Annotated in this window: 29 protein-coding genes and 1 other RNA gene; all 30 read right to left on the reverse strand. The window is 29.3% G+C overall.

What is annotated here, in order from left to right; translation table 11 throughout:
• Nucleotides 1-3: 3 nt before the first annotated feature.
• Nucleotides 4-1,230, reverse strand: a complete 1,227-nt coding sequence (locus CLPA_RS11690; protein ID WP_003444845.1) for an IS91 family transposase — start codon at nt 1,228-1,230, stop codon at nt 4-6.
• 195 nt (nt 1,231-1,425) lie between these two features.
• Nucleotides 1,426-1,616, reverse strand: a non-coding RNA gene (gene ssrS, locus CLPA_RS20475) — 6S RNA.
• A 317-nt stretch (nt 1,617-1,933) separates the two neighbouring features.
• Nucleotides 1,934-3,142 (reverse strand): phosphorylase family protein, encoded by a 1,209-nt coding sequence (locus CLPA_RS11695; protein WP_003441250.1) that lies wholly within the window; start codon nt 3,140-3,142, stop codon nt 1,934-1,936.
• Nucleotides 3,143-3,155: 13 nt separating this feature from the next.
• Nucleotides 3,156-3,602 carry a response regulator gene (locus tag CLPA_RS11700; RefSeq protein WP_003441247.1) on the reverse strand — a complete coding sequence of 149 codons (447 nt, stop codon included), beginning with the start codon at nt 3,600-3,602 and terminating at the stop codon, nt 3,156-3,158.
• Entirely contained in the window at nt 3,577-7,062 is a 3,486-nt protein-coding gene (locus CLPA_RS11705) for a hypothetical protein (RefSeq protein WP_003441244.1), read from the reverse strand. The genes CLPA_RS11700 and CLPA_RS11705 overlap by 26 nt, the downstream gene beginning before the upstream one ends.
• Before the next feature lie 51 nt (nt 7,063-7,113).
• A complete protein-coding gene (locus tag CLPA_RS21195; RefSeq protein WP_003441241.1) occupies nt 7,114-7,284 on the reverse strand; it encodes a hypothetical protein in 171 nt (56 codons plus the stop codon).
• 71 nt (nt 7,285-7,355) lie between these two features.
• A complete protein-coding gene (locus tag CLPA_RS11710) occupies nt 7,356-8,921 on the reverse strand; it encodes a recombinase family protein (RefSeq protein ID WP_003441238.1) in 1,566 nt (521 codons plus the stop codon).
• Nucleotides 8,922-9,003: 82 nt separating this feature from the next.
• A complete protein-coding gene (locus CLPA_RS21200) occupies nt 9,004-9,144 on the reverse strand; it encodes a hypothetical protein (RefSeq protein WP_155760376.1) in 141 nt (46 codons plus the stop codon).
• 130 nt (nt 9,145-9,274) lie between these two features.
• Nucleotides 9,275-10,690: a hypothetical protein gene (locus CLPA_RS11715; protein ID WP_003441235.1), complete on the reverse strand. Its 1,416-nt coding sequence runs from the start codon at nt 10,688-10,690 to the stop codon at nt 9,275-9,277.
• Nucleotides 10,691-10,706: 16 nt separating this feature from the next.
• Nucleotides 10,707-12,335 (reverse strand): phage tail spike protein, encoded by a 1,629-nt coding sequence (locus CLPA_RS11720; protein ID WP_003441232.1) that lies wholly within the window; start codon nt 12,333-12,335, stop codon nt 10,707-10,709.
• A complete protein-coding gene (locus CLPA_RS11725) occupies nt 12,335-13,036 on the reverse strand; it encodes a distal tail protein Dit (protein ID WP_003441229.1) in 702 nt (233 codons plus the stop codon). The genes CLPA_RS11720 and CLPA_RS11725 overlap by 1 nt, the downstream gene beginning before the upstream one ends.
• Nucleotides 13,036-14,895, reverse strand: coding sequence for a phage tail tape measure protein (locus CLPA_RS21710; RefSeq protein WP_003441227.1), 1,860 nt, complete (start codon nt 14,893-14,895; stop codon nt 13,036-13,038). Before CLPA_RS21710 ends, CLPA_RS11725 begins: the two co-directional genes overlap by 1 nt.
• A complete protein-coding gene (locus CLPA_RS11735; protein ID WP_158380941.1) occupies nt 14,895-15,167 on the reverse strand; it encodes a hypothetical protein in 273 nt (90 codons plus the stop codon). Before CLPA_RS11735 ends, CLPA_RS21710 begins: the two co-directional genes overlap by 1 nt.
• 65 nt (nt 15,168-15,232) lie before the next feature.
• On the reverse strand, nt 15,233-15,568 hold the full coding sequence (locus CLPA_RS11740) for a hypothetical protein (protein WP_003441221.1): 336 nt from the start codon (nt 15,566-15,568) through the stop codon (nt 15,233-15,235).
• Between the two features lie 126 nt (nt 15,569-15,694).
• Complete coding sequence (locus CLPA_RS11745) at nt 15,695-16,264, reverse strand: hypothetical protein (RefSeq protein ID WP_003441218.1); 570 nt, start codon at nt 16,262-16,264, stop codon at nt 15,695-15,697.
• Nucleotides 16,265-16,281: 17 nt separating this feature from the next.
• On the reverse strand, nt 16,282-16,656 hold the full coding sequence (locus CLPA_RS11750) for a hypothetical protein (RefSeq protein WP_003441216.1): 375 nt from the start codon (nt 16,654-16,656) through the stop codon (nt 16,282-16,284).
• A gap of 1 nt (nt 16,657) precedes the next feature.
• Nucleotides 16,658-16,996: an HK97-gp10 family putative phage morphogenesis protein gene (locus tag CLPA_RS11755; RefSeq protein WP_003441214.1), complete on the reverse strand. Its 339-nt coding sequence runs from the start codon at nt 16,994-16,996 to the stop codon at nt 16,658-16,660.
• The gene (locus tag CLPA_RS11760) at nt 16,986-17,288 is read right to left on the reverse strand and encodes a hypothetical protein (RefSeq protein WP_003441209.1); all 303 of its coding nucleotides are present in this window, start codon (nt 17,286-17,288) and stop codon (nt 16,986-16,988) included. Before CLPA_RS11760 ends, CLPA_RS11755 begins: the two co-directional genes overlap by 11 nt.
• 4 nt (nt 17,289-17,292) lie before the next feature.
• Nucleotides 17,293-17,589, reverse strand: coding sequence for a head-tail connector protein (locus CLPA_RS11765; protein ID WP_003441207.1), 297 nt, complete (start codon nt 17,587-17,589; stop codon nt 17,293-17,295).
• Between the two features lie 9 nt (nt 17,590-17,598).
• Nucleotides 17,599-17,784, reverse strand: a complete 186-nt coding sequence (locus tag CLPA_RS11770; protein WP_003441204.1) for a DUF7210 family protein — start codon at nt 17,782-17,784, stop codon at nt 17,599-17,601.
• 85 nt (nt 17,785-17,869) lie between these two features.
• Entirely contained in the window at nt 17,870-18,919 is a 1,050-nt protein-coding gene (locus CLPA_RS11775) for a major capsid protein (RefSeq protein WP_003441203.1), read from the reverse strand.
• 21 nt (nt 18,920-18,940) lie between these two features.
• Nucleotides 18,941-19,324: a hypothetical protein gene (locus CLPA_RS11780; protein ID WP_003441202.1), complete on the reverse strand. Its 384-nt coding sequence runs from the start codon at nt 19,322-19,324 to the stop codon at nt 18,941-18,943.
• A 16-nt stretch (nt 19,325-19,340) separates the two neighbouring features.
• Complete coding sequence (locus CLPA_RS11785) at nt 19,341-19,898, reverse strand: capsid assembly scaffolding protein Gp46 family protein (RefSeq protein WP_003441201.1); 558 nt, start codon at nt 19,896-19,898, stop codon at nt 19,341-19,343.
• Between the two features lie 282 nt (nt 19,899-20,180).
• On the reverse strand, nt 20,181-20,630 hold the full coding sequence (locus CLPA_RS11790) for a hypothetical protein (RefSeq protein ID WP_003441200.1): 450 nt from the start codon (nt 20,628-20,630) through the stop codon (nt 20,181-20,183).
• Nucleotides 20,631-20,718: 88 nt separating this feature from the next.
• The gene (locus CLPA_RS11795; protein ID WP_003441199.1) at nt 20,719-21,135 is read right to left on the reverse strand and encodes a hypothetical protein; all 417 of its coding nucleotides are present in this window, start codon (nt 21,133-21,135) and stop codon (nt 20,719-20,721) included.
• Nucleotides 21,136-21,461: 326 nt separating this feature from the next.
• Complete coding sequence (locus tag CLPA_RS11800; protein ID WP_155760556.1) at nt 21,462-21,803, reverse strand: hypothetical protein; 342 nt, start codon at nt 21,801-21,803, stop codon at nt 21,462-21,464.
• The gene (locus CLPA_RS11805) at nt 21,766-22,665 is read right to left on the reverse strand and encodes a minor capsid protein (RefSeq protein WP_003441190.1); all 900 of its coding nucleotides are present in this window, start codon (nt 22,663-22,665) and stop codon (nt 21,766-21,768) included. The genes CLPA_RS11800 and CLPA_RS11805 overlap by 38 nt, the downstream gene beginning before the upstream one ends.
• The gene (locus tag CLPA_RS11810; RefSeq protein ID WP_003441188.1) at nt 22,652-23,929 is read right to left on the reverse strand and encodes a phage portal protein; all 1,278 of its coding nucleotides are present in this window, start codon (nt 23,927-23,929) and stop codon (nt 22,652-22,654) included. Before CLPA_RS11810 ends, CLPA_RS11805 begins: the two co-directional genes overlap by 14 nt.
• 61 nt (nt 23,930-23,990) lie before the next feature.
• A complete protein-coding gene (locus CLPA_RS11815) occupies nt 23,991-24,410 on the reverse strand; it encodes a protein-export chaperone SecB (RefSeq protein ID WP_003441184.1) in 420 nt (139 codons plus the stop codon).
• Nucleotides 24,407-24,874: a hypothetical protein gene (locus CLPA_RS11820; RefSeq protein WP_003441180.1), complete on the reverse strand. Its 468-nt coding sequence runs from the start codon at nt 24,872-24,874 to the stop codon at nt 24,407-24,409. The genes CLPA_RS11815 and CLPA_RS11820 overlap by 4 nt, the downstream gene beginning before the upstream one ends.
• Nucleotides 24,875-24,879 lie beyond the last annotated feature (5 nt).

Here is a 24,879-nt window from a genome sequence, read left to right on the forward strand (position 1 = left end):
CCTTTATACATATAATGGCTCTATTTTATCACGAATTATTCCCTTAATCACACCATAATTGTACATTATCTCTTCAATTTTTATTTTGTTTTCACCTATTATTTTCTCTTTAAATTTTTCTCTTACACTTACATTTTTATAGTATATATCATGAAATTTCATCTGTGTTCCACACTTTTCACATTTTAATGGATTCACTCCAAATGTAAGAAGTATTCTTGTTTGCCAATTATTAATTTTTCTTTTGAACTCAGCAACTTTTTCATTTACCAACTTAAAAAATTTATTTTTATGTCTTGTGTTTTTAGCATATATTCCATAATATCTTATCATCTTAAAATTCTTTTCTGGTATGTGTCTTATTACTCTACCTATAAAATCAATAACATCTATTTCCTCTACAACTTCTTCACCATCTTCATGTCTTTCATAACGAAAAGTTACTTTTTTACCATCATACTTTATTATTCTTGATTCAGCGATAGCTGGTCTTGCTGTATATCTTCCAACATACTTTCCTGCTTGCTTTGCTGTTTTTATTTCACCTTTTCCATATACATAAAATCCATTCTCTAACCTTTTATATAGCTTATTTTTTAATTTTTTAAATTCTTTTTTTCCACTTTTAAGATTAATTCCTATTTCGTCTAACAATATTTTTTGCCATCTTTTCCTTAGTGCTGTATAATTTATATGTTTTGTATTCCTCCAAATTGTAATTTCTCCAGCACCACCTTCGGTGACAATTAAGTGAACATGTGGATTCCATTTTAAGTCTCTTCCAAAAGTATGAATTACTGAGATTATTCCTGGTGTAAAACATTCTTTTTTATTTAAATCTCTAAACCAGCTCATAATTGCTTTTGCTGAACATTTAGGTAATAATGATAATAGTTTTCTATCCCTAGCAAAATATATTCTAAGTTCCTGTGGAATTGTAAATACCATATGTCTATGCTTTGAGTTAATAAGTCTTGCCACCATTTCATCAGACCATTCTTCAGATTTTTTCTTACCACATGAGGTACAAAATCTACTTTTACAGCTAAATCCAACTCTTTTTATATGACCACAATTTTCACACTTAAACTCAATAAATCCATTATCTAAGGATTTACAATTAATCATCTTATCAACTTCTCTACTTATGTTAGCTCTAATTTTCCCTTTATATATCTCACTGAATTTTTCCCAATTATCCACAAATATTTGTTTTATAACACCTTGCATAATCATCACCAATCACTAAATTTGCTAATAATTATATCAAAAATCCTATTCCAAAATATTACTTGTAATATTTTCCTCAAACTTCTAACATTAGATTTTTCAAGCCCTGCCGGGCAATATTTTTATACAAAAAATTTTTAAATTCCTAATATATAAAAAAAGAGAGATTTTAATCAACCTCTCCTTACTTTCAAATGTAATTCCAAAATACCGTTACTCTAATTTTGACACCTATCTCTCGATAGGTGGGTGCTCTCACAGATGCCTCTAACTCATTCATGCCATAAAAGGGCTCACTAGAATGTACATATCCTCATCTAAATATTGAACTCCCTTGCTTGAACTGTAGGTTCAAAATAAGAGCTTCACAAATACCCCAGAATATATTTACTTTGGTGCAGGTGACGGGACTTGAACCCGTACGTCTTCGACACACGCCCCTCAAGGTGGCGTTATATTATGGTACTTTTTATTTTATAAAATATTTAATTTCTGAAAAACATGATTGTTTTTTAATAAACTTATAATTTTTTATCCTTAAAATTAAAGTTAAATATTCATATTATGTTTCTTTATCATTCAAATAAATCAAACTTATTTTCAACCATTTGAGATTTCCAACAAATTATCTATAGTTTTATAATTTTAAATTTACTTTTTATACCAGAGTTACTATTACATAGAATGAATACGTGTAATTACATTATAAATATTGATTTATCAAAATATATAAAAATTTTGCACTTGTATACGCTGCATAATCATGATAGTTATCTCCCTTAGTCTCATCTCCAAAGTCGCATACCGATTTAATACTTGCAACTTTTGGTTTTGGCTTTGTACAATACTGTCCAGCAAAATAAACCGAATATGCTTCCATATCAATTCCAATTAAATTTCTAGACTGATCTTTCACAGATTCAATTTTTTTAGAATTCGCTAGTACAGCTTCTCCTGAAGCAAATGAACCGATTTTACAATCTAAATTATTCCTTGGAGCTTCACCATCATATTCTTTTTTTATCTGTTTCAATATCTCTTTATTATATGATAGTTCCACTATAAGTCTACTTAATTCAACATCCATTCTCAGCTGAATTGGGTCAGCACAAAAAAAGACATCGTTATCTCGTGTAATATATTTTCCATTACTATAATTCCATATGGGATCAGCAATTAGAATATCTCCAAAATTAACTTTTCCTTTTATTCCAGCTGCAATACCCGTCATAAAAACATATCTAGGTCTGTACCTTTCTATTATCTTCATTGTAGATACAGCAGCTGAAGTTAATCCCATCTGCACACAAGAAGTTGCTACAATTTTTTTAATATTTTTACCTTTACCTATAGATCCTTCAAAATAGCTTTCACAATCATTTTTATGCTCAACTAATTTTTCTAAACCAAATACTTTTTTAATTGCTTCAAGTTCAGTATGCCTGAGTGCACAAACTATTGCAACATCATAGTTATAATCAACTATGCTATTCCTTTGTTTAGATAATGTTGTATCCAAAGCAAGTTTAATATAACTATCCAATTCTTCTTTCCAATTCCATGTGTCTGCTTCATATTTTATACATGAAAAAAAGCTATTTTTGTATTTTTCAATAACTGATTCACTTGATGTTATACCTATTACATTTCCTGGATAATTATACTTGGGTTTTCTTTTGATTTCTTCCAATAATTTAACTCCACCATCTTCTACTACCTTACCATTTATTCTTTCAGGCAACATAATATCAAGTATTACAATATCATAATAAATTTCTTCTAGTTTTCTTTTGGCATCTATAGATTCTAATGCATAATCTGTTCTATCTATTTTATATCCTGAAATATCATTAATTACAGATAAAATATGTTTTATTTTATCTAAGTTATCATCTACAACTAATATTTTCATAGATCACAGCTCCCTATTTTAAAACTTTTTTTATAACTCTAACTATATCCTCTTTCCAATTTTCAAGTGTAATGTCATAATAAACAACTCCTAAATAAAAATCACCAAATTTTAATTCTAATTCGTTGTTTAATTGAGATAACTTTATGGCTTTTTCTCCTAGAGTATCATATTGAGTAACAACAATAACAGGAGCTTCAATATTCTTTCTTTTCATCTGTCTCATTATTTCTTTCCCAGCAAAAGACATTATAGGTCCACAATTATTTTTTGGTGAAATATCGAAAGTTGGCATACTCATATCTAATATAATTAAATCATATTTGTTTTGTTTTATTTCTTTCATACCACTTTGAAATGAATATTTTTTTTCTAAATATTCAATATGAAAAGTATTTGTAATAATATTTGCAAGTTGTTCTATTTTTAATTTATCATCTTCTACGATCAATATCTTCATAAACAATATCCCCCGTGATAAACCTTATATCTGCTTCAAACATAGAATCAATATTATAAAACAGATATATTTTTTCAACTGTACTATTTAAATCAATAGTAATAATCTTCCTAATTTTTAAAAATCCAGTACCACCTTCCTTCTTTATAATTTCAGTAGATACTGTTTTCTTTAGGCTTTCATTAATTTCAGTCAAATTATTACAATCTATCGTACTTCTGTTATAACACTTAGATTTATTTATAAAACTTATTCCTATCACATTCTTATTCTGCAAAAAAACATTGATTTTTGTATAAATTTCATTCTGATTTACGTCTCTATGAGAAATAGTATTTTCAAGTAAAATAAAGAATATATTAACATAATTTTTCAGAGTTCTTCTAGGCAATATTATTTCTTCATCTATATTTTCATCACATAGTATTTGAATATTAGGATGCATACTTTTAAGCATTTCCAATGCTACATTTAAGGCATGTCCAATAAAAAATGGCTTTCCTTCCATGACATCTGAAATATTAAACCAATTTGCAATAGTTTCCAAATTATATTGAGAAGCCGTTTTAGCTGAATTTATTGAGTTTTTTAATTCTGAACATTTATATTTACTTTCAGGTGAAACATTATTTAATTCCTTTAATAAATTAATACATTCATTATTAATAAAATCATTCAAATCGACAGTAATTTTCTTTCTCATAGCAACAAGATTATTGTCGGTTTTTCTCCAAAGAACTTCAAATACATAATCTAAGAATTCATCAAACTCTGTATTTTTGTTTATTTTTTGTAACATAGCTTCTAGTGTATCAATTGAAAATGAAAAATTAAAAACTCCACCATTTTCATTACTTTCTGTACTAATCTGTATCCATATATCTTTTACTCGATAAAAATAGCTATCAATTTTTTCAGAAAAAGCATTCAATTTTTCCGATATTATTATTTTATCTTTTTCAGTAAAATCAGAATATTTTTTTAACCAATATTTATTTATAGTATATTTTTGAGTATTTTTATCTTTTGCAGTAATTAAATGGTACTGTTCAAAAGGTCTTCTTAATTGAGAAATAATCTTACCATGTCTTATCTCAAGACTTAAGTTTCCATCCAATCCATAGTTTGTATTAGATATAAAATGGTCTCTTAAAGATAATATTAGAGAAAATATCAATCTAATATTATCATCCTTAGGAATATGTCCTATTATTTCACGATCATATACATCCTTGGTAATTTTTTCAACAACATATTCAATATTTGTTACACTTTTGTTACAATTAGAAATATATCTATAGTAATTATCTTTCATTGTTTTTTCAACTGCATTTTTTATTTTTACAACATCTACTGCTATTTTATTATTTTCAACTTCAATTAAACTCTTCCTTAATAATCTTTTTTCTGATAAGTAACTTATTTCTGTAAGGTACTTATCATAATTATTTAAATCATTTTTTATAAGAAAGTTACATAGATTTATTCTCTCATCTTCTACCTCTGCCATATCTTCAAAAACTGTACTTTTTGATATCAAAGAAATTGAACAAATATTATTTAAAAAATAAATTGACTTTTCATTCAAAGACTCTTTAAGTAACTCAGATGGCTTATTACAATTCTGACTATCTAAATAATCTTCATATGCATCAAAAAGTTTTTCTTGTAAGTCATTATTTATTTCCTCAACATCTTCTATATTTTTTATATATAAATCATAAAAAATTGCAAGATTTAAATGCTCCTTTATATTTAAATCAATTTTATTTAAAATTCTTGTAAAAGAAAAATTATAATATAAACTATTATTTTTAAGTGAATATAAAACGATTATTTCCAAACTAACTTCAATCATATTTAAATCTAAATAACACTCTAATAACCATTTAGTAATTTCATTAAGGTCTATTGAACTACAAACTATTTCTAGTTTCTTTAGTATTATTATAGCATCCTTATACTTCCCTTGATTTATCAAAATTTTTGAATAATATTTTAAATATCTATCCTTAGGTAATTGAATTTTTTTTAATTCTTCTATATTATTTTCATATATAGTCTTGTACATTTTTATTGTTATAGAATTAGGGTAAGAAAGATATAATTCATTAATATATTTTTTATGTTCATCTTCGTTAATAAACTCAATGAGCAAAGGATTAATATAATTATAATTTAAGTAACCAATTAAATTAAATGATGACATTTTAAGTTCTTTTGAATTATTATATTCTCGTTGTATATATGAGTGAACATATTCACCCAAAATTGTGTATGATACCGATAATGAAAGTTTTTTAAGAATATTTATGCTATCTTCTATACTACTATCTTTTAGTTCTAAACTTATTCTTGCTTTTAAATAGTTATCTAAAAAACTACCTTCAAATAGCTTGGGCAATTCCATATTTAACTTTATTATACACTTAGGGTACAACTCTAGTACTTCTGCACTTAATATTTCATTTTCTAAAAGTACATTACATAATTTAATACACTTCTTGTAATCTCCAATTGTATAACTATCAATAAGCTGAAGAATCATCTTTGAATTTGAATATGATTCTTTATAATAATTATGTTTAAAATTAGAGATAGAATATAAGCTTTTCAAATTTTCATCATCAATACTATTTGTAAGCAATTTAATTACATTAATAATTCCTGAAACATTAATTTTACTATAATTATTCTTAGTAACTGTAAACTTTAAAATTCTTAAAGTAGTTAAATAATAATCTATAATTGAAGACTTACTTTCAAAAGCTAGAATCTCTCCCCAACTAAATTCTTCTTCACTATAAAATGGATTTATCTTAAAAATAATGTATTCAACTATTTCTTTATATTTAGAAGCATCTTTAGCAGGTTTAATTTCTTTTTCAAAAAACTTTTTAATTTGATTGTACGAGAAGCTCTTATATATTTTCTTGTCAACCTGTTCTATTATTATATTTGATATAAAGTTCCTATCAATTGGACTAATCATCTCATTGTAAAAATCACGCTGTTCTTCATATCCATACACATATTGAAGTACTAGCAATTTATTTTCTATATACCAATATGATAATCCAAATTTCTCATATATTTTATCTAATATATTTAAAGACTTTTTTAAATTTCCAATTATTAAATTGTATTCAAATTGTTTTTTCAATTTCAAAAATACATTAATTTCTTTTCTAAAAATATATATAATATTGCTAGCCCAATTTAATTGAATATCTAAACTTAAGTTTTCAGTTAAATAGCTATCACTGTTAAGATCATCGATTGTTTTAGGAAATGGTGTAGGAAATATTTCTTTTTTATATTCATTATCTCTATTTAAAGTGGATAAGTTTTTTTTAATCTTACCTATTCCCCAAGTTTTTTTTAATAAAAATACGATATAAGACTTCTTATATTTTTTTTCAAGTTTTTTTATATCAAGACTCTTATCTATATTGTCCATATAAACCTCTCAAAATACATAATTTCCTAAATTATAGCATATATTTCATTTTTAATAAACTATCTTCGTTATTAAACTATTCAATAAACATTTTTCAAGAAGTTTTTTTGTAATACTCTTATGAGACATATTATATCGTTTTGCTACAATTGTCATTGGTTCTGCCCAAACTTCATTATATAAAGCTTCTCTCTCATCTCCTGAAACATACTTAAAATCCATAAGATCACCCCATAATATATGAATTTATTGTTATAATTTAACTTATTATATCATAATTACTTATTTCATGCCTATAGAACAAACTGTGTATTCCAGTTAATCTCAATATCGAGCTTGGACATATTATATTTGCCTACTTCATCTGTTTCAGTTACCACTATCTTTTCAATGAGCATTGTAACATCCGCATTGGTGAGTTCATTTTTATCTAATATCTTCTGCAAAACCTCAATGCACTTTATTATCTTTTCCTTGTCATTTGCATGATTATCTCTTGAATTTTCTGCCTCGACTAAGAGCTTTTCTAATTTATCCAGTTCCACTTTTGCTTCACTGGTCAATTCTTCAAATATTTCTTCACCAATTAATCCTTTGGCAAGCTGCTTAGCATAATTCTTAATTTCTTCTTTTTGTTCAACAATTTTAATTTTTAATACTTCAATGGCTTTATCATAGTCTTTTCTATGATTTCTTTTTTCTTCTATATTTTTATCTATATTATCAAGATTTATCTTTGCATTATGTAATAAACTTTTAATTTCATCAAGTACCAGTTCATCAATATCACTTTCAAATAGCCTGTGTCCATTGCATAATTCTGAGCCATATCTGTGAAAAGTAGCACATACGTATGTAATTTTATGTTCATAATTTTGGGTCTTATTTTTTCTTGCTACAAATCCCTTATTGCAATCACCACATTTTAATATACCTGCATATCTATGTATTTTTTCATTTTTAGCTCTTATATTATTATTGCATCTACTTTCAGCTAACATCTTAACCAATTCAAAATCATCTTTACTTATTATTGGCTCAAAGTAATTTTCGTGAACTATCTGTTCCTCTTTTGGAATTCTAACCTTTTTGCCTTTCATCTTAGAAAGCTTGGTAACTCCACACCTTAATACTCCTATGTAAGCATCATTGTGAAGTATCCTTTTAATACTTGTAGCATACCATAATTCCTTTTGAGTCCAATCAGGCTTCCAGCCAAAGCCAAACTTTTTCATTTTATGAATTGATGGAGTTTCTACATGTTTTTCATTTAAATAATGGGCTATTTTTGTACAGCCCATTCCTTCTATGTAGAGTCTAAATATTAATTTTATTGTATCAACTACATCCTCATCAACTATTATTTTTTTAGGATTATTAGGATCTTTCATGTATCCATAATTAGGTACTATAACAAGCCCTTCCTTTTGTTTTTGCTTTATATTAGTTTTTATCTTTTTACTCAAATCTTTTAAATACATTTCATTGTACCAGGTTTTAATTCCAATTATTGAATCATCATCACTATCGCTATCATAATTATCATTTTTAAGCATAAGCCTTACATTATGTTCATCTAGATAATCTAGAAATAGAAGTGTCTTTGCATTATGTCTGCCTATTCTTGAAAGGTCTTTTGCTACTAATATATCTACTTTATTATCTTCTATTAATTCCTTTAATTGCAATAGTGATGGTCTTTCAAATGTATATCCACTTACATTATTATCCTGAAATGTATCATTTAAAATGAAACCCTGTTCTTTGGCAAAGTCTTCTACAACTTTTCTCTGAGTTTCTATACTTTCTTTTTTATTATCTTCATCTCTTGAAATTCTTACATATCCATAAGCCTTCATTTTATCCCTCCCGCTTTTAAATGAAGGAACGTCTAAATGGCGTTCCTTCTTGGTTCATCACATGATATAATTCTATTTTTGCTTAATCAAGCAATTTATCTGATTTTAAGTGATTAATTATTATCTTTTCTAGAATCTCCTCCCATTTAGAAGTTCCAGCATATTTATGTACAACTTTATTTATTCTTGGATGATTATCTTTTATAATTTCTACTTGTTCCAAACCCCATACCCCCTTCAATTAATTCTCAAAATATTTATTTCCCCCGAAATTTATGTAATGTGTCGTCTTAAATGACATAAAAAAAGAATCCAAGTAAGCTTGTTACTCAGATTCATATGTAATGTTTTATTTAATGTGCAGGCATATCCAGTGGATATACATAATCCACTGTTAAATCATATTGTATTTTCATTGTATTTGTAGAGGTTTTAGTTACCGGTGACGCTAGAAGTGTATGTGCAAAAGCAGGAACTAAATACGAAACATATAAAATTCCAGTTGTTGTATTAATTCTTATAAAGAGCTGAGTGTCATCATCCCATCTCAAATAATAATTATAATTTTCAAATGTAGCAGAGTTTGTAAAGGAGCCTATATTACCAGCATTTGATGACATAACACTTAAATCGCTTTCATTTAAAACTACCACAGTTCCACTGGAATCACCTACTTTAACAAATATTTTCCCCTTTGCCTTAAGTCTTGATAAACTAATATAACTGTATGTAAAAGAAGCAACATCTATAGTTTTATTATAAATTCCATCAGATTTATTATATACTGTTATAGCTGCCCTATTGGAAGTTCCATTTTGAGATGCACCTCTATAGGATATCAGAATATATGCATCAGTTACACATATATCTGAAATACCTGATAACGTATAAGGGGAAGTTTTTGAGTAAGAATTTAACAAATTAAAATTCTTATCATATTTTTTAAATGCTCCACTGCTTAAAGCAACCCAAAATGTCTCATTGATTTTATCATACTCCATCGCATAGACTGGAAAGGGAAGTACAATATTGTCCTTTTGCATATAAGTTCTTTTATCAATTACGTACAAAGTGGTAGACCCAGAGGTTGTAGTAGCATAATTGTATATATTATTATCATCAATACATATCGCATTTGCAGTTCCTCCTCCAAGAGTTAAATATATTTTAGTATATAAATTATAATAACCTGGATAATATGCTGAAAAAGATGTCTTAGCACCACCCATAAGATAAATACTGCTAAAGGTTCCATTAGCTGCATTTGTGGGGAAATCCACAACAAAATGTCTTGTTTTACTTTGAATCAGTTTGCTATTCACCTGAAGATTATCAATAAAAGTTGTTTCACTTTGATTTATTGTTCCTCTTAAGTTATCACTTCCTGAGTAGGTAGTCCATAAATCGGCATATCCAATAATATTTCCGAACGTCCAGTAATCATATAAATCTTCTGGAACATTTCCATCAGTGAGCAGCATACATCTGCAGGGATTATCAGTATTTCCATTAGCATTGGTAATCACATTATCAACAGAATTGTTTAAAATTCTTCCACAAAAAGCATCTAAGTATGCCGCATTGGCATATACTGGAGTTATTCTGTTTTCACTTTTTGCTTCATAAGTTTTCTTTCCTGTTGATGCATCAAATAATTCCACTGAGAATACTCCTCTCATGGGATATCCTTCTGGTTTATATTTAGTTATTTCTTTTAATTTTCCAGTAATTAAATCTTTACTGTAGGCTAAACTTTCTCTTACAGCCATAATCAAACCTCCTCTATTAATTTAAAATAATGTTTACTGTTTCCATTATATTTTTGTTTGAATTATAAATTGAGCGTGGTATCATCTCTCCCTTTTGAATAGTAATTGGCTGAGCAATTATCACATTTGTATTTTCACCTGAGTGAACTCTATCTGTAGAATTAATGTATATATAATGTAGGAACTCACTAGCTTCTGCATGTGGACGCTCTGCACTTAATCCTCCTTGTAAATTTCTACCGTCAAGCATACATTGACAGTTAAAGGCTGGAATAGTGAAAGTTCCAGTATCTACAGACAAATTTATACTCAAATAATGAGCACCAGCTTGTACTTGTGGTATCCCTAAAGGTATTCCTATAACATTATCACCCTGCTGTAATTTTTGTTTTGGCACAAAAGCTATAGTCTTATTATCTAGTTGAATATTTATTGTCAAAGTATTAACTACACTTGCTGTTCCATATATTGAAATTAAGCATGTAAGATTTGTATTACTAACTGCAGTAACGCCCAAATAAATTGCTTGAATTGAAGTTGTAGAAGCTGCTAGGGAATTTGTATTAGAATAGTACATCATGGAACTTAATGCCTGAGCAACTTTATTTCCCAATTCATCCGTAGCAGTTTTAACTATTGCATTTAAGTCCTGTATGGCTTTTTTAGGCTGTCCTAAAGTTACCTTTGTGTTTAAGCCAGTTATCTCATCACTTACTATTTTCACAACAGGCAATTTAACATTTATATCCCACTCACTGTAATATAAAGTTACTATATCTCCTACATTTACATATTCAAGCTGTTCATAGTTTTTATACTCCTTTGTTTTTGATAATTCTAAAAAGTCTACTTCTATGGTAGTTCTTTCAAGTCCTATAGTTTCAGCAGCTTCCTGTGCCAGAGTTCTTACTGTAGGTTCATCATCTGCATCAAATTTAACTTTTCTAACTATAGGAAATGGAGGATATTCTTCACTGCCCCAATTTACAATACTTATGTATTTTTCAGATAAAGTTAAGCCATTATTACCTATTGGATAAAGCTTTGTAACTATATCTGTAGAATCATATATAATATCTATACCTTCAATGTTCTTACCATATTTAACTAAGACTCCATTATCCTTTCCTATTGCTTGCATTATTTTTATATCATAGTTATCTCTTTTTAATTCACCTACTGCCCATCTCTCAATAATCTTGAACATAGCTTCTACAACATTACACTGAACCATATATAGAGTGTTTGCCAAAACTATATCACTATCAACGGTATAAATATTAAGTAAATCACTTATCATGGCTTTAGTCATAGCTGTTTTTATACTGCAATTTTCAGCTCTTGAATCCTCTATAAAGTAGTAAGATAAGTCATAAAAAATATGCTTAGCCCATACCATAATAAGTTTTGTTCTATCATCTTTCTTGTATCTATAAATTCTAAATAGCTGTCCATTATCAATTTTTATAATGTTGTATTTATCAAAGTATTCAACTTTCTTTGAAAAGATTGGATACTCAATATATAGTGAATAGTCTCCATTTAATTCTTCTGTTACTTCACATTTAATGCATTCATTTAGTACTGCTAAACCGTTATTATTGAAGTTTCCTTTAGTAGTCTTTTTATTATAAATACATATCATTATAACCACCGCCAGTTAGGTGTAATTTCTAATTTAGTAACACTGCCTGTCCAAGATATATTGTTATCCCCTGCATTAAATATAGGAAATTCTCCATTCATTTTATTATTTAAGTTACTGCCATTGTCATCATAGCAGTCCTGCAAAACCGAATCTATTATTATGTAGTTATTTATTCCTATTAGATTTATAACCTGTGAACCTATATTTAAATTTATATCTCCACTGCCAAAAACTTTTATTTTAGGTTCCGAATATATTGTTCCTATGTTATTTATTATTCCTGAAGAAGTCATGGTTATAATAGAATTGTCTACTGCGTATTTAAAAGGTCTGCAGTTAAATATTATTGGAAACTCACTAAAAATCTCAATGGACTGAGCAAAGTCAATGGAGTTCACTACTTGGGCTATGTATTTTTTATTAGGCTGAAAATCAAAGATAAGTTCACTTTCTCCTGCTCCTATAAGCCAGCCCTTTATGTCATCAATCTTATCTGCAATGCTGTCATCTTTTACACCACAGCTGACAGAAATAGTAATATCCTCATAGGTGTTTTCATCATATCTTAATGATGAATTTCTTCCTGGTATATTGCTGGTGGTCACTCTCCTCTTGGGAGACAAAATAGATGGATTTTGAAGAACATAAATACCATAATCATTAAAACTATCTTTACTATTAAAATTAAAACTGAGCATTATATTCCTCCTTTCCCCATAGCAACCTTCTGTCTGTAAAACTCTAATTCATAAGCTAACTGCTCAATATCTTTATCAGTATTATTATAAAAATGTTCAATATTAAGTGTTAAACCTTTTCCCATATTTTTATCTTTAACTTTTTCAATAGAACTTGCTATCAATTCATCAAGTTTATTAATAGGTACTACTGCTTCTTTTCCAGCTTCACCAACACCAATAACACTTGGACTGTCAAAAATACCTCCCTGTGCATACCATTTAACACCTAAAGATGGTACACTGGGAGGATTTAAACTTAATTTGCCCGTTACATTAAAATGTGGTAAATCAATATGGGGTATTTTAAAATTCCAAATAGAATTCCAAGCTGCCTTTATAGCATTTCCTGCACTTTGTATTTTTTCACGTATATTTTCTACTGCTTCATGTACTGCACTTTTTATTGTGTTCCATACTTCTTTAGTTTTTGCACTTACAACATCCCAGTGTTTAACTACCAAATATATTCCTACACCTAATGCTGCTAGTGCTGCAATAACTAAAAATATAGGACTAGTTACAACTGCTAATATTACTCCAAAGGCTGAGGTAGCTGCATTTAATGCTATTTGCGCTGCTGTTCCAGCTATCATTATTCCATTATGAATACCTTCTGCTATATACAAAGCTATAATTTGTGCTGTTTCTATACCACTGGCAATTGCATGTGCCGCTTTAAGTGCATTTTGAACTGCCAGTTGTACATTTAGTATTAATAGTATTCCTTGATGAATTACCCAAACACCACCTAATATACCTAAGGCTATTCTAACTGCTGTTATATGTTCATCTAAAAATTTCAAACTAGCTATAACTAAATCCAAACCGCCTTTTACAAAGTCTAAAGTTTTTGATTTTGCATCTCCTGTAGATTTACCAAAGCTAGGTATTAAATCCTGTGCAAGTTTTATTACAACCGTTATTATTTCTCCTATTTTAGGCAGTAATGTTTGCATTGTATCACCTATATTTTTAGCAGCATTACTTACAAGAGCCTGCATTTGAGGAATATGGGTATTGAAAGCTGTTACTGCGTTATTAAAATAAGGCAGGAGCACTGTACCAATACTTTGTCCTAAATTTGTCAAATTTAATTGTGCAACTCTTACTTGGTTTGCAAAGCTTGTACTCAAAGTTCTTCCAAAATCCCCTTGAGCATCCTTAGTTACTGACATCAAGTAGTTATAACGGAGAATTGTCTGTTCTGACTGGCTCATTTGAGCATAGGGTTTCTTAATTCCTTCACTAAGTGCATAGGCTTCTAGATTAGCTACACTCATATTAATACCTAATGCTTTTAAAGGTTCTGTTTCTCCAGATATGCCTGATCTTATTTTTTCCCACATATCAGATGTACCCACATTATAAAAAGAACTCATATCCCCTGTAAGCTGAACTAAGGATTTAGACATGTCTCCAGCTTTTTGCTCAGTTACTCCTGAACTCTTAAGCATTGCTCCCATAAAACCAACCCACTGCATTGATGCTGTTTGAGATATTCCAGCAGATTTTGCTGTGGTAGCTGTCCATGCTTCAATTGATTTTGCACTGCTCTTATAGGTTTGCTCAACTACATTTTGAGCTTCTGATAAATTACTTGCACTTTCTGCCAACTTATAACCTTCTTCTATCATTGATTTAAAGCCAAAACCAACACCAAGTACAGCTCCAATCTTTAATATTCCATTTCTTATTTTGCTAAATGTACTGTCAAAATTATTTCCAGTATCTCTAGCTTTTTTATCTATCTTGTTTAGTTCATTTTCTACTCCGTTATCTTTTAAAAGTATCTCACCAAACAGACTAAATATCTGCATTATGTACTACCTCCTTTCTGATCTGCTTTCTTTATTCTTTCAGCTTCTTCAATAGCTTTTTTAGCAGTTTCTTCAATAGACTCTTTACTAACTTTGTTGTTATTTTCAGTTATATTTACATCTTTGAATACTTTATTTTTATAATCTGTAAAAGGAATAAAATGTTCCTTGTCCATATTAGAGTAATCCACCAGCCACCTCTGCCACAGCATTTCTTCTGCCTTCTTTTTATAAGCTGTATTTATTATTTCTATCCCCTCTTCTAAATCCATATCCATAACATAGTCAATGTTTTTGTATCTAGTTAAAAGTAAGTCCATGCACTCAAATTCATCTTCTATTTGAGTGCTCTGGATAAAAAATTTTCAAAGCCCTCTTGATTAAATAGTTCCTGTATTAATTTAAAGAATTTATCTAAGTCCATATTCTCTATTTCTTCAGCAGTTTTATCCGTTAAACTAGCAAATAGTTTATATACTTCCTTTTCTGCATTTCCTATATTTTCAATAAAGAGAATAGATAAATTTACTTGAAGTTCCTGACTAATTTTTATTTTTTCCTCTTCACTTAAGCCTGTTATATCTCTTGTCAAAGTCTTAATCTCATCCTTTATATCCATCTTTTTAAAGATTCTGCTTAATGAAAATAAATCACTGGTTTTCAATTTTCTCATATATGTAATTACCCCTTTCAATTATTTTTTATAAAAAGAAAAAGCACCCTGTTTAAAGAGTGCTTAAAATATGTATAAGTATTTATAGTTTTTAAATAACTTTTTAGTAATGAAATTATATAGTTCTTAACTTAATTTTGGGAAATGTATTTCATAAGGAAGAATATCTGGTGTAGTGGGATCAATATGCCCTGTAAAAGTTACTGGAAGTACATTGTCCTTGTCATCTTCTGTTTTGAACTTTATTCCATCTGTAGATAAAGCATTTTTAAGAATTATAACTACTGGTTTTTGACTTCCTGAAAGCTTCCCTACTAATGCTATGTTATCCAAATAATCTGTGTCTGCTATGTAAGTTTTACCTGTTATAATATCGTAATCAGGATTTGCTACGCTATCCACTTGTGCCATTAAAGCTATAACTAATATATCACTTCTTACTTCCAGCATATTTGTCTTAAGAGTAACTTCTACATCAGTAATAAATTCTAATCCTTTAGCATTTCCCTTTATCCCATCGCATTTTACTTGCCTAGTTTTAACTGTAATATCAAATTCGTTACCACCAGAAGTTGCACCTATTAACTCTTCTTTTGTGTCAATGCCATAGTTTTTATATAATGCACCGCTATCAATTAATAAATGGTCAGGTGTTGTAGACGTGTATCCAACTGTATTTGTACTGTTAACTGCCATGTTATCACTTTCCTTTCTTATTTATAGTAAACTTTTAAGATATATCTTAATTGTCTTCTTTGAATATGAATATCCGGATCATTAATCCTTAATTTATATGGATTGTTTCTAAAAATACAAAGCTGCATTGTTTCATTATTTACCTGTAATTTATTTAACTGCTTGTCTATGTTTTCAGTAATAGTTTCAATTTCAAAAATATCATTTGCTTTGTTATTCCATATATCAATATCAAGATTGTTTACTTCACTAAAGCCATTTGATTGAGTACTCGGAAACTTAAATTCAACATAGGGATATATTTTTTTCTTTTCTTCAGGGTAATGATCTGCAAAGGAGTTTGAACATACTTCTCCTACTTTAGAATTAATGATTTTATAAATATCCAGCAAATTAATCACCACTCATCTTTTCTTTAATTTTATATCCTGTAAGCTGTTCTATTTTTGAAATATTCTCCATAACTGCTGGCTCCCAGTGAGGCTTAGCTTTCTGAGATTCAGTCCCCTTTTCAACCCAGATATCGTAAGGTGCATTTGGAGTACTTCCAACAATTACTCCCTTGTTATCACTCATTACCTCAAAGGTTTCTGATCTCTTTAAATTACCAGTAAGCACAGGAGTTCTAAGCTTTGCTTCTGCTACAACAAAAGCTCCTATAGTTTCACAGGCATCCTTTTTTGCTTCATCTAAAGCTTTTAACACTTTATCCTTATAACTCTTATATCCCATAACACATCACCTCCCTGTAGTCATCCCAATTTATAATTTTTCTTACCTCATACTGTTCATCTTTATATTGAAGAATAGTTCCTATTTTAATATCGTCATCAATTTCATCAAAGATTCTGCTTGAAACTTCAATGTTATAGCCATAGTCTTTCAGCAATAATTCTGTAGAATAGGGCTGAATATCAACAAACTTAGATTTTATAAATTTTAAATCTCCTTCTGCAAAGGCTCCATACTCATCCTTATATCCTTCTTCTTTGTTATATACACTTACCAAATAATTTTTAATCATCCAATCACCCCTTCATTTTAATCCTGGGCATAGGCAGCAGTGCTTTCACAGAATCAGGCAAATCATTAGTGTATGTTCCGCTCTTTGAACCCTGAGCATATTGCTTTAGTCCTTCATTTCCCTTTTTATTAAAACAAAGTACAGCATATTCATTTACTGCATCCTGATAAATTGAAAAATCACTAATATCTTTATTTAGATAATTCTTAATCATGGTCTCAGCTTTTCTAATATAAAGATTTATTAGTTCATCTTTAGCGTTATCTGAAATACCAAGCAGTGTTTTTATTTCTTCCAGCATAACTATCACCTACAATTTCTTAGCAATACCCTGCTTAGCAAGAATATTAGCCTGTATAGGAGATACTTCTAGCGTTTCACCTATTTTTAAAACTTTATCTCCATATTTAACATTTATGATAAACTCCACTGTATCCATATTTTTTGACTTGGTAGTTTTATTTTCTTGTTTGCCTTCTTCATTATTAGCTGCCATAAATTTCACCCTTTCTTTATAATCTTTTTTAAATTAAAATAGGACTGACTTTTACATCAGCCCTTAAAATATTTTATTTCAATATTTATGCATGTACTGTTGCTATAAAAATGCTGTCAATCCTCTCAAATGAAGGCATAGCTATTTCACTTACAATAGTTTCAACATTTACTGGATGAGGTATCTTTATTGTAGTAACAGCAACTCCTGTATTTACAATTTGAACCTGTGCATCTGTGTTTCCACTCATTAAATCTGATTCTTCTGGAGTAGTGCCATAGTATGTATTCCCAAGATTTCCTTCTGGTATTAATGTAAAAATATCATCAGGAAAGAACTGATTAGTACTTCCATCTTGAAGTGCATACTTTTTATTGTATACAGCAATAGAAAGTCCAAGCTTAGTCTGAAAATATTGTTTAAGCATAGCATCTGTCACAATAACATTTTGTCCACCTATTGGATTTAAATCTAATTTTATAGATTTATTCACCATTAAATAATTCCAAGTTTTAAGTGAACAAATAGCTCTTGTTGGCTTTTCTCCTGTATCATCTTCAATAACCTTCTGCCATCTCATAATATCCTCTACAGGAGTTGAGTTTTCACTATCACTCCATCTAGCTGTTGTAAGCAGAGTTTCCTTATGAGCTGCCTTAAATTTATAGTCATAATCTAAATTTACTCTGTTAGCTGTAATAAGAATTTTTCCAGTACTCAATAACTGCATTCTCATTCTCTCATTATTGACCTCTGCTCCTTGAACAAGACCGTTAACATCATCATATATTTTCTGAATTATTGGCATTATGTACTGTGAATTTGATGCCCCTGCTGCCTTGTTTATTTCCTGTCTATCTTTTTCTCCAATTCTCATGGCTTCCCTAAAGAATGGCATTTCAGTCTCAATCTTTGAAAAACCTACTCTGTCTCTTAGCGTTGCCTTTGTATCAAAAGCTGAAGGCATCAAAGCTACAGGTAATTCATTTGCTCCTTTAATCCATGATAAATCAAGTCCTAACTGCTTCTTACTTGGAAACAATGTAGCTCCTAAGTATGGAACTGAATTAGATGGATTGTTTGTATAATATGTACCTATTTCCTTTGAGTTTACTAAATCAAATATGTTTGCCATTAAATATCACCTATCCCTTTCTTATTTTATAAATGTAATTTGTTTTAAAGCTGTAACTGCACTGGCAGCTGGAGCTTCTGGTAGTTTATCTATTGCAATAAAGCCATGAATAATCATTGCTCCAGAAGCTTTTCCAAAAGTAACATCCACATCATCTAAAAGAACACCTTCTGCTTTATCTGCATCAGTACCCTGAACGTTCTTCTTAGAAGCAGGCTCATCAGTATTTGTAAGTACTGGCTTAGTACTGCCCCCAACTATAGTTCCTGCTGGAACAATCTTTTTACCATCAGCATTTGCAGTAATTGCTGTATCATCCACCGTTACTGCAATAGCAATGTAGTGATCTGGAAATTTTAAAATTTCCTTCTTGTTTGTGTAAGTTGTTTCAATAAATTTACTCATAAAAATTCCTCCTCTTTTATTTAAAATATTGGTTTTGGCTTTCTACAGCCCTTTTCTGACTTTCATCAATTTGTTTTGCAAGTCTTAATCCAATGCTGTCTGTATTGCTACTTTTACTGTCATCATTCTTTGGTGGAACATAGCCACCCTTAAGTCTTTCATTTACTTTCTGTTCAATAACCTTATTAATGTTAGCTACCAGCATATCTGAATTTTCCTTAATAGCTTCAATATCCTCACCAAAAACAAAATCCAGTAAATCAAGGTCATATTGTTTATCCTTGAAATACTGGATTTTTTCTAACTTAAGTTCTCTGTCTCTTAATTCATTTTCTTTCTGCTGTAAAAGCTCCTCTTGAGTCATTTCTGATTTTTTCTTTTCCTCCTCAAATTTTGTTTTAAGCTTTTTCTCAGTAGTCTTTACTGCGTCTGAAACTCTTTTATCAGCATAAGACTCCATATACTTTTTGAATTCAGGATGGTTTAATATTCCTTCAATATTAATATCCTTATCCCCTTGAGTGTCCAGATTTTCTGTGCCCTCAGTATTTTGTTGTTCTTTGTTTTCTTCCATAAAAATTCCTCCTTGATTTTATTATTTTTTGTTTGAGTTATTGAATCTTCCCCTTATTAGTTAAAGACTTCAATCCCTCGGTAATATAAAAAAAACACCCTTTCGGATGCCTAGTTTTGTTAATATTTATTTGTGTTGGTTTTATAATATATGAAAAATTTGCATTAACCCAGCCATAAATTATTCTCATTTTATTCAGTCAGACAAATTGGAATTTAACTATAGCATTATGCTTATTTGGTGGGTTATGCACGAAAGCCCTCCGCTCTTTTGTTGTCATTATTATTGCTTTTTGAGTTTAACCGTTGTAGTCGTGCCCATAGCAGAAGCTTCATAGCTTAATACACCGTTTTGGTATGTGATAGTTTTAGTATCATCACTCGAAGCTAGCAAAGCACTTTTAGTTTTACTATGGTCATTTTTCGAAGTCCATGAATAAGGTTCGTCAGCAGTTGTTGGAGCGTCAAAAGAACCAGCCCAATAAAGTGATTTTGTGTCGCCTTTATCACTTACCCAGTAAATTGTAATCGTATCACCACTTATTGTTGCAGCTTGATAAGAATCAGCAGATTTGCTATTTTCTTGTTTCCATTCACCCGTCAAGTCAGGTATTTGCTTTTTAGTGGTATTACTGTCATTTCCAGTGCTTGTAGGCGTGGAGCTACACCCACTAAATATTGTTATGAGCAGAGCCACGCAAAGGCTAAGTATCGCCAGTTTTTTTATTTTCATTTTCATTATCCCCCTATTTTTTTAGTTAGTGTTAACTTAAGAAAGTATCCGATAAATTGGAATTTGTAGAACTGTTTAGACTATATGCTTATTTATTTTCCTCTATTGCTTTCATCAACTTTTCAGGGGATAACTTCCATAGTATTTGATTATGTCGCAGTTTGATTCTAACCAAATTTGACTTCATAAAGTTTTCAACAGCCTCAGAGCTCAACCCTCGCTTGGTTAAATAAGACTCCAGTTCTCTGTATGGATACTTGACTCTTAAGTAATCTTCAGCCTCATCTCTACATATATTCCAATGTTTTTGCAAAAAAGTGAGAATATCTTCCTCATTAACCTTTGCGTCTTTGAGCGCAGCAGCTGCATTTATAATTCCATTTTCTCTTTCATAAGCCACGGCCTCCTCAACTTCATTGTTAATAATAGAATTAAATGCCTCACGCCCTGAGTCTCCCAAAACCCCAATGATTTTCTTCAAAAGATCTTTTTTTGATGATACCATATTGTCCCTCCACTGATTCAAATTACTATTTACCTGCGTATTATATAAATAATTTTCATTGGCCATTTTCTTACAATTTCAAATCATTAAAATAATTTAGCCTGCAACAATTATATCATAATAAACCAATGTTAACCAATAAAACCATAAAAAATGGGCTTACCGTGTATTTATATTAAAACCTAACTCTTCAATTTTACACCCATTGGTATTACTATCTTTGAGGTATATCTAACGGTTAACATCTACCCCTTATCTCTTTTTTTCTTCATTGATACCCTTGCCTGTTTTCTTTTAATAATTTTCTTACATATATCACAATACCGCTACCTATTAGAATTTGCTTGAATATTCTTACCACAATTTTTACATTTAATTCTTGGTTTAGGTTTATCGCCTTGTTCTTTAATAGGTTTAACATCAATTTCTGTATAATATCCTCTTTCTAAAACACCATCTAAAGGCAGCACTCCTTCCTCAAAATATCCACATCTTTCATTTTCTTTATTTTCAAAAAATAGACAGACTCCATCAATCATACAACAATAATGATTAATAGAGCCTTGTTCAATAAAATGATTTGCACAATCTTTTATTATCAACCTTTTAAATTTATTAATATTTTTCATATCATTTATCAATCCCCCTGCTTTCAACCCATGATTCATAATCAGTATAATCAATAATAGGTTTTTCTCCATCCTTTCCTTTTATATTTTCTCTTTTAACTGTTGGATTCCAACCTTCAACTACTGGAATTATACACGAACGACAATTTATATGAGTATCTTCTGGAATTATAGGATGTTCATCTTTAGAAAATCTTTTCCCATCTAAACCTATACATATTTTAGATGTTTTATTATCTAACGTAGCATCGAACATTACTTCTACAACTGCATCAGTTTTTGTATATATTTCATCCTGTGCTGACCCTACACATCTTGCCACTTCATTGTAAATAAGTCTTCTTGATTCATATGCACTTACTCCATAATCTTTTTTTATTTGAGCTGCTAATTTATCAATTGGTATTCCTTCAATAACTGCACTTTTGACATCATCTCTCACTCTATTTAATAGCTTCTTCTTATTTGACCAAATCCTATCTGAGAACATTTCTCCTTTTATTGGCATTTTAATTGCACTCTCAATAAATTCAGTGGTAAGCAGTGGGAATTTTAAATTAATATCCATTCCTCTATCTATCTCATAGGCTGTTTTATAATAGCTTTCACCAAAAACTTCTTTGAGTAATCCTGTAGTTTCTTTTTCATCTACATCTCCAAGCTTCCTCATTTCTTCAATAAGTTTCTTTTCTATATACAGTAACACATTAGCTCTTTGCTTTTCACTGACTTTTAAAACTCCATCTACTGAATATTTTAAATATAACTGAGCTATTTCATTTTTTATATTTTCAAGGCTTTTCTTATATTCTTTGAGAATTGTATTTATTGGCGCTACTACTTTCTGTTCCATCTCAACTCTTATATCTTTAATACCTTTACTTAAATCATTGTCCTCCATTGTCATTCACCTTTTCCAAATCAATCATATTATAATCTTGCTCATTCCTGTACTTTTCAAGTTCCAGCTTTGGATTTTCTACAAAATTAAGAAGTGAAAGAGCTGTCTCTTGAGAAATAACACCTTTTAATTGTGTAATTATTTGAGCAGTAGTAGCCAAATCAACAGGGAGGTTTCGAGTAAACTTTATAGATATATCCCTGTAATCAAAATACTTACCTGTTTTCTTTTGCATAAATAAAAAAAAGTTCCTTAGCCTTTGCTTTAGAACCTTCTCCATTATACTTTCTTTTAATGAGCATCTATTTTCAAGATTAATTAATTTATTTTTTAATGCTAATGATGATGTATTACTAGCCCAGTTCTCATTAAAATTTACTTGGTCGCTTAAATCGTAGATTTTCTTTTCAATATTATTTAGTTCATTTTGAACAAAAGAATCATTAATTTGCTTTGTAAGAAAATATACCTTTGCATTTGATGGCACTTGAATTATCCCCATAGATTTCATTTTAGCTAAATCCTCTTCCTCAATAGTTGCCCCTTCAATACAAATATAGCTATTTCTAAAATCAGCAATCTCATTCACCAAGTCAGAATTTAAGGCATTATAGGCATCCACCAAAGAAATAATATCTTTAAAGCCACAATGTTTTTCTGCATTTGCTTGACAAGTAACAATAGGTACTCTATCAAATATGTGTATATCTTCTCCTAAACTTATTATCTCACTACCTTCCAATCTATAATGATAAATATAATTTTGAAAATACACATCAAGGTACTCACTTATATCGAATTTTTTCTTAAAATTATATAGTGCCAGTATAACATTATCATCAACAGTTCCATCCGTTAGTACATAGCAATTAGTTGGATTTAAAACCATTGCACTAAATTCTCCATCAGAGTTTATATATTGAAGCTCATAGCTCTCACCAAATATTTCACTCTGCTTTCTTAATTCTTGATTATGATGTTTATCCCAATGACTTAAATTTAGGTCAATATAATTAATAGCTTCATCATTATCACTTTTAGAAACATAATTAACTGGCTCTCCTAAAATATATCCTACTTCATTATCTACAAATTTCTTAGGATATGTAAAAACTAGCTTCATATTGCTTCTTGAATCTTGCATTCTGTAGTTTTTTAAAATAGAATGGTTACCTTCGTAGTAGTCTTTATATACTTTTTTTGACTGCTGATTTGTTCTTAATTCCTGTAAACAGTCTTTTATTAGTTGTTCGTTTAATTCCAAATTAACACTTCCTTCTTAAAAATTCACATAAAAAAAAGACTTAAATCAGTCTTTTCCATTTTTAAATATTATTTTCTACATTTTTAGTTAATGCTATTATATTTATTGGTGGTAATAGTATAGGATTAATTCCAGATTTTTGCGTAACACTTGTAATATGTTCTCTTATATATGGAAACATAATTGCTGGAGAATTATGCTCCATAAAATTCTTTATATCCATATTTTCTTCTCCATCCACAACTGAAAAAATCCCGACAAAAGTAAATTCAAATTTTAAAACTTCTTCATTTTCATTTGATAAACATATTAAATTAGTTTTCAATTCATTTGAAAATGAACTATTTAGACTATTTAAAACCATACTAAAATTAAGATCTATTTTTAACTTATCTGGCATAGAAGGCACTCTATAAAAGCTTTCTTTAGATAATAAAATACCATCAAAACTAATTCCTGGCTGTTTATCTTTATCCATCATGCAGCTGGCACCTCCAATATTTCCACATTTGTATTTATTTTTTTACTCATTATACATTCTTGCTGTGGCAAATTTATTTTAAAATTTTTATTAATATTTTCTAATTCAGAGTCAATCTTAATATTATAGTTTTGATTATCAATAGCATTTTCAAAACTCAATTTTAAATTATAAGATTGAGTTTCTACATGTTGTAAAGTATTATATATCTTTTTTACTTCCATTGCTTTATCATTTCTGTATGATATTGAAATATTAAAAATATCATTTTCAAAAAAACATAATCTTATGCCTTTTCCTATAACCTTCTTAAAATTGTGATCATCGAACTTTACATAGTCGTGCCATAAATTAAACATATCTTCTTTTTCATTATATTCATATCCTATCTCTATCTTAACTTTTAATTCAGATTTTACCAAAGAAATAAATTCACAAATTTTATCTAAAATATAATTATTCATACATT

This window comes from Clostridium pasteurianum DSM 525 = ATCC 6013, assembly GCF_000807255.1.
Lineage (GTDB): Bacteria > Bacillota > Clostridia > Clostridiales > Clostridiaceae > Clostridium_I > Clostridium_I pasteurianum.

Excerpts from the sequence above, each read along its gene's own strand:
- CLPA_RS11760 (WP_003441209.1), bottom strand. The coding sequence starts at position 17,288 with ATGATTAAAAATTATTTGGTAAGTGTATATAACAAAGAAGAAGGATAT.
- CLPA_RS11725 (WP_003441229.1), bottom strand. The coding sequence starts at position 13,036 with ATGCTCAGTTTTAATTTTAATAGTAAAGATAGTTTTAATGATTATGGT.
- CLPA_RS11790 (WP_003441200.1), bottom strand. The coding sequence starts at position 20,630 with ATGAAAATAAAAAAACTGGCGATACTTAGCCTTTGCGTGGCTCTGCTC.
- CLPA_RS21195 (WP_003441241.1), bottom strand. The coding sequence starts at position 7,284 with ATGGATTTTAAGTATGTTTCAGGAGATGAGAGAGAAGCTTTATATAAT.
- CLPA_RS11700 (WP_003441247.1), bottom strand. The coding sequence starts at position 3,602 with ATGAAGATATTGATCGTAGAAGATGATAAATTAAAAATAGAACAACTT.
- CLPA_RS11795 (WP_003441199.1), bottom strand. The coding sequence starts at position 21,135 with ATGGTATCATCAAAAAAAGATCTTTTGAAGAAAATCATTGGGGTTTTG.
- CLPA_RS11735 (WP_158380941.1), bottom strand. The coding sequence starts at position 15,167 with ATGGATTTAGAAGAGGGGATAGAAATAATAAATACAGCTTATAAAAAG.
- CLPA_RS11745 (WP_003441218.1), bottom strand. The coding sequence starts at position 16,264 with ATGGCAGTTAACAGTACAAATACAGTTGGATACACGTCTACAACACCT.
- CLPA_RS11800 (WP_155760556.1), bottom strand. The coding sequence starts at position 21,803 with ATGAATCATGGGTTGAAAGCAGGGGGATTGATAAATGATATGAAAAAT.
- CLPA_RS11775 (WP_003441203.1), bottom strand. The coding sequence starts at position 18,919 with ATGGCAAACATATTTGATTTAGTAAACTCAAAGGAAATAGGTACATAT.
- CLPA_RS11715 (WP_003441235.1), bottom strand. The coding sequence starts at position 10,690 with ATGGCTGTAAGAGAAAGTTTAGCCTACAGTAAAGATTTAATTACTGGA.
- CLPA_RS11710 (WP_003441238.1), bottom strand. The coding sequence starts at position 8,921 with ATGAAGGCTTATGGATATGTAAGAATTTCAAGAGATGAAGATAATAAA.
- CLPA_RS11740 (WP_003441221.1), bottom strand. The coding sequence starts at position 15,568 with ATGAGAAAATTGAAAACCAGTGATTTATTTTCATTAAGCAGAATCTTT.
- CLPA_RS11805 (WP_003441190.1), bottom strand. The coding sequence starts at position 22,665 with ATGGAGGACAATGATTTAAGTAAAGGTATTAAAGATATAAGAGTTGAG.
- CLPA_RS11770 (WP_003441204.1), bottom strand. The coding sequence starts at position 17,784 with ATGGCAGCTAATAATGAAGAAGGCAAACAAGAAAATAAAACTACCAAG.
- CLPA_RS11780 (WP_003441202.1), bottom strand. The coding sequence starts at position 19,324 with ATGAGTAAATTTATTGAAACAACTTACACAAACAAGAAGGAAATTTTA.
- CLPA_RS11815 (WP_003441184.1), bottom strand. The coding sequence starts at position 24,410 with ATGATGGATAAAGATAAACAGCCAGGAATTAGTTTTGATGGTATTTTA.
- CLPA_RS11785 (WP_003441201.1), bottom strand. The coding sequence starts at position 19,898 with ATGGAAGAAAACAAAGAACAACAAAATACTGAGGGCACAGAAAATCTG.
- CLPA_RS11820 (WP_003441180.1), bottom strand. The coding sequence starts at position 24,874 with ATGAATAATTATATTTTAGATAAAATTTGTGAATTTATTTCTTTGGTA.
- CLPA_RS11695 (WP_003441250.1), bottom strand. The coding sequence starts at position 3,142 with ATGAAAATATTAGTTGTAGATGATAACTTAGATAAAATAAAACATATT.
- CLPA_RS11755 (WP_003441214.1), bottom strand. The coding sequence starts at position 16,996 with ATGGGATATAAGAGTTATAAGGATAAAGTGTTAAAAGCTTTAGATGAA.
- CLPA_RS11720 (WP_003441232.1), bottom strand. The coding sequence starts at position 12,335 with ATGATATGTATTTATAATAAAAAGACTACTAAAGGAAACTTCAATAAT.
- CLPA_RS11690 (WP_003444845.1), bottom strand. The coding sequence starts at position 1,230 with ATGCAAGGTGTTATAAAACAAATATTTGTGGATAATTGGGAAAAATTC.
- CLPA_RS21710 (WP_003441227.1), bottom strand. The coding sequence starts at position 14,895 with ATGCAGATATTTAGTCTGTTTGGTGAGATACTTTTAAAAGATAACGGA.
- CLPA_RS11705 (WP_003441244.1), bottom strand. The coding sequence starts at position 7,062 with ATGGACAATATAGATAAGAGTCTTGATATAAAAAAACTTGAAAAAAAA.
- CLPA_RS11765 (WP_003441207.1), bottom strand. The coding sequence starts at position 17,589 with ATGCTGGAAGAAATAAAAACACTGCTTGGTATTTCAGATAACGCTAAA.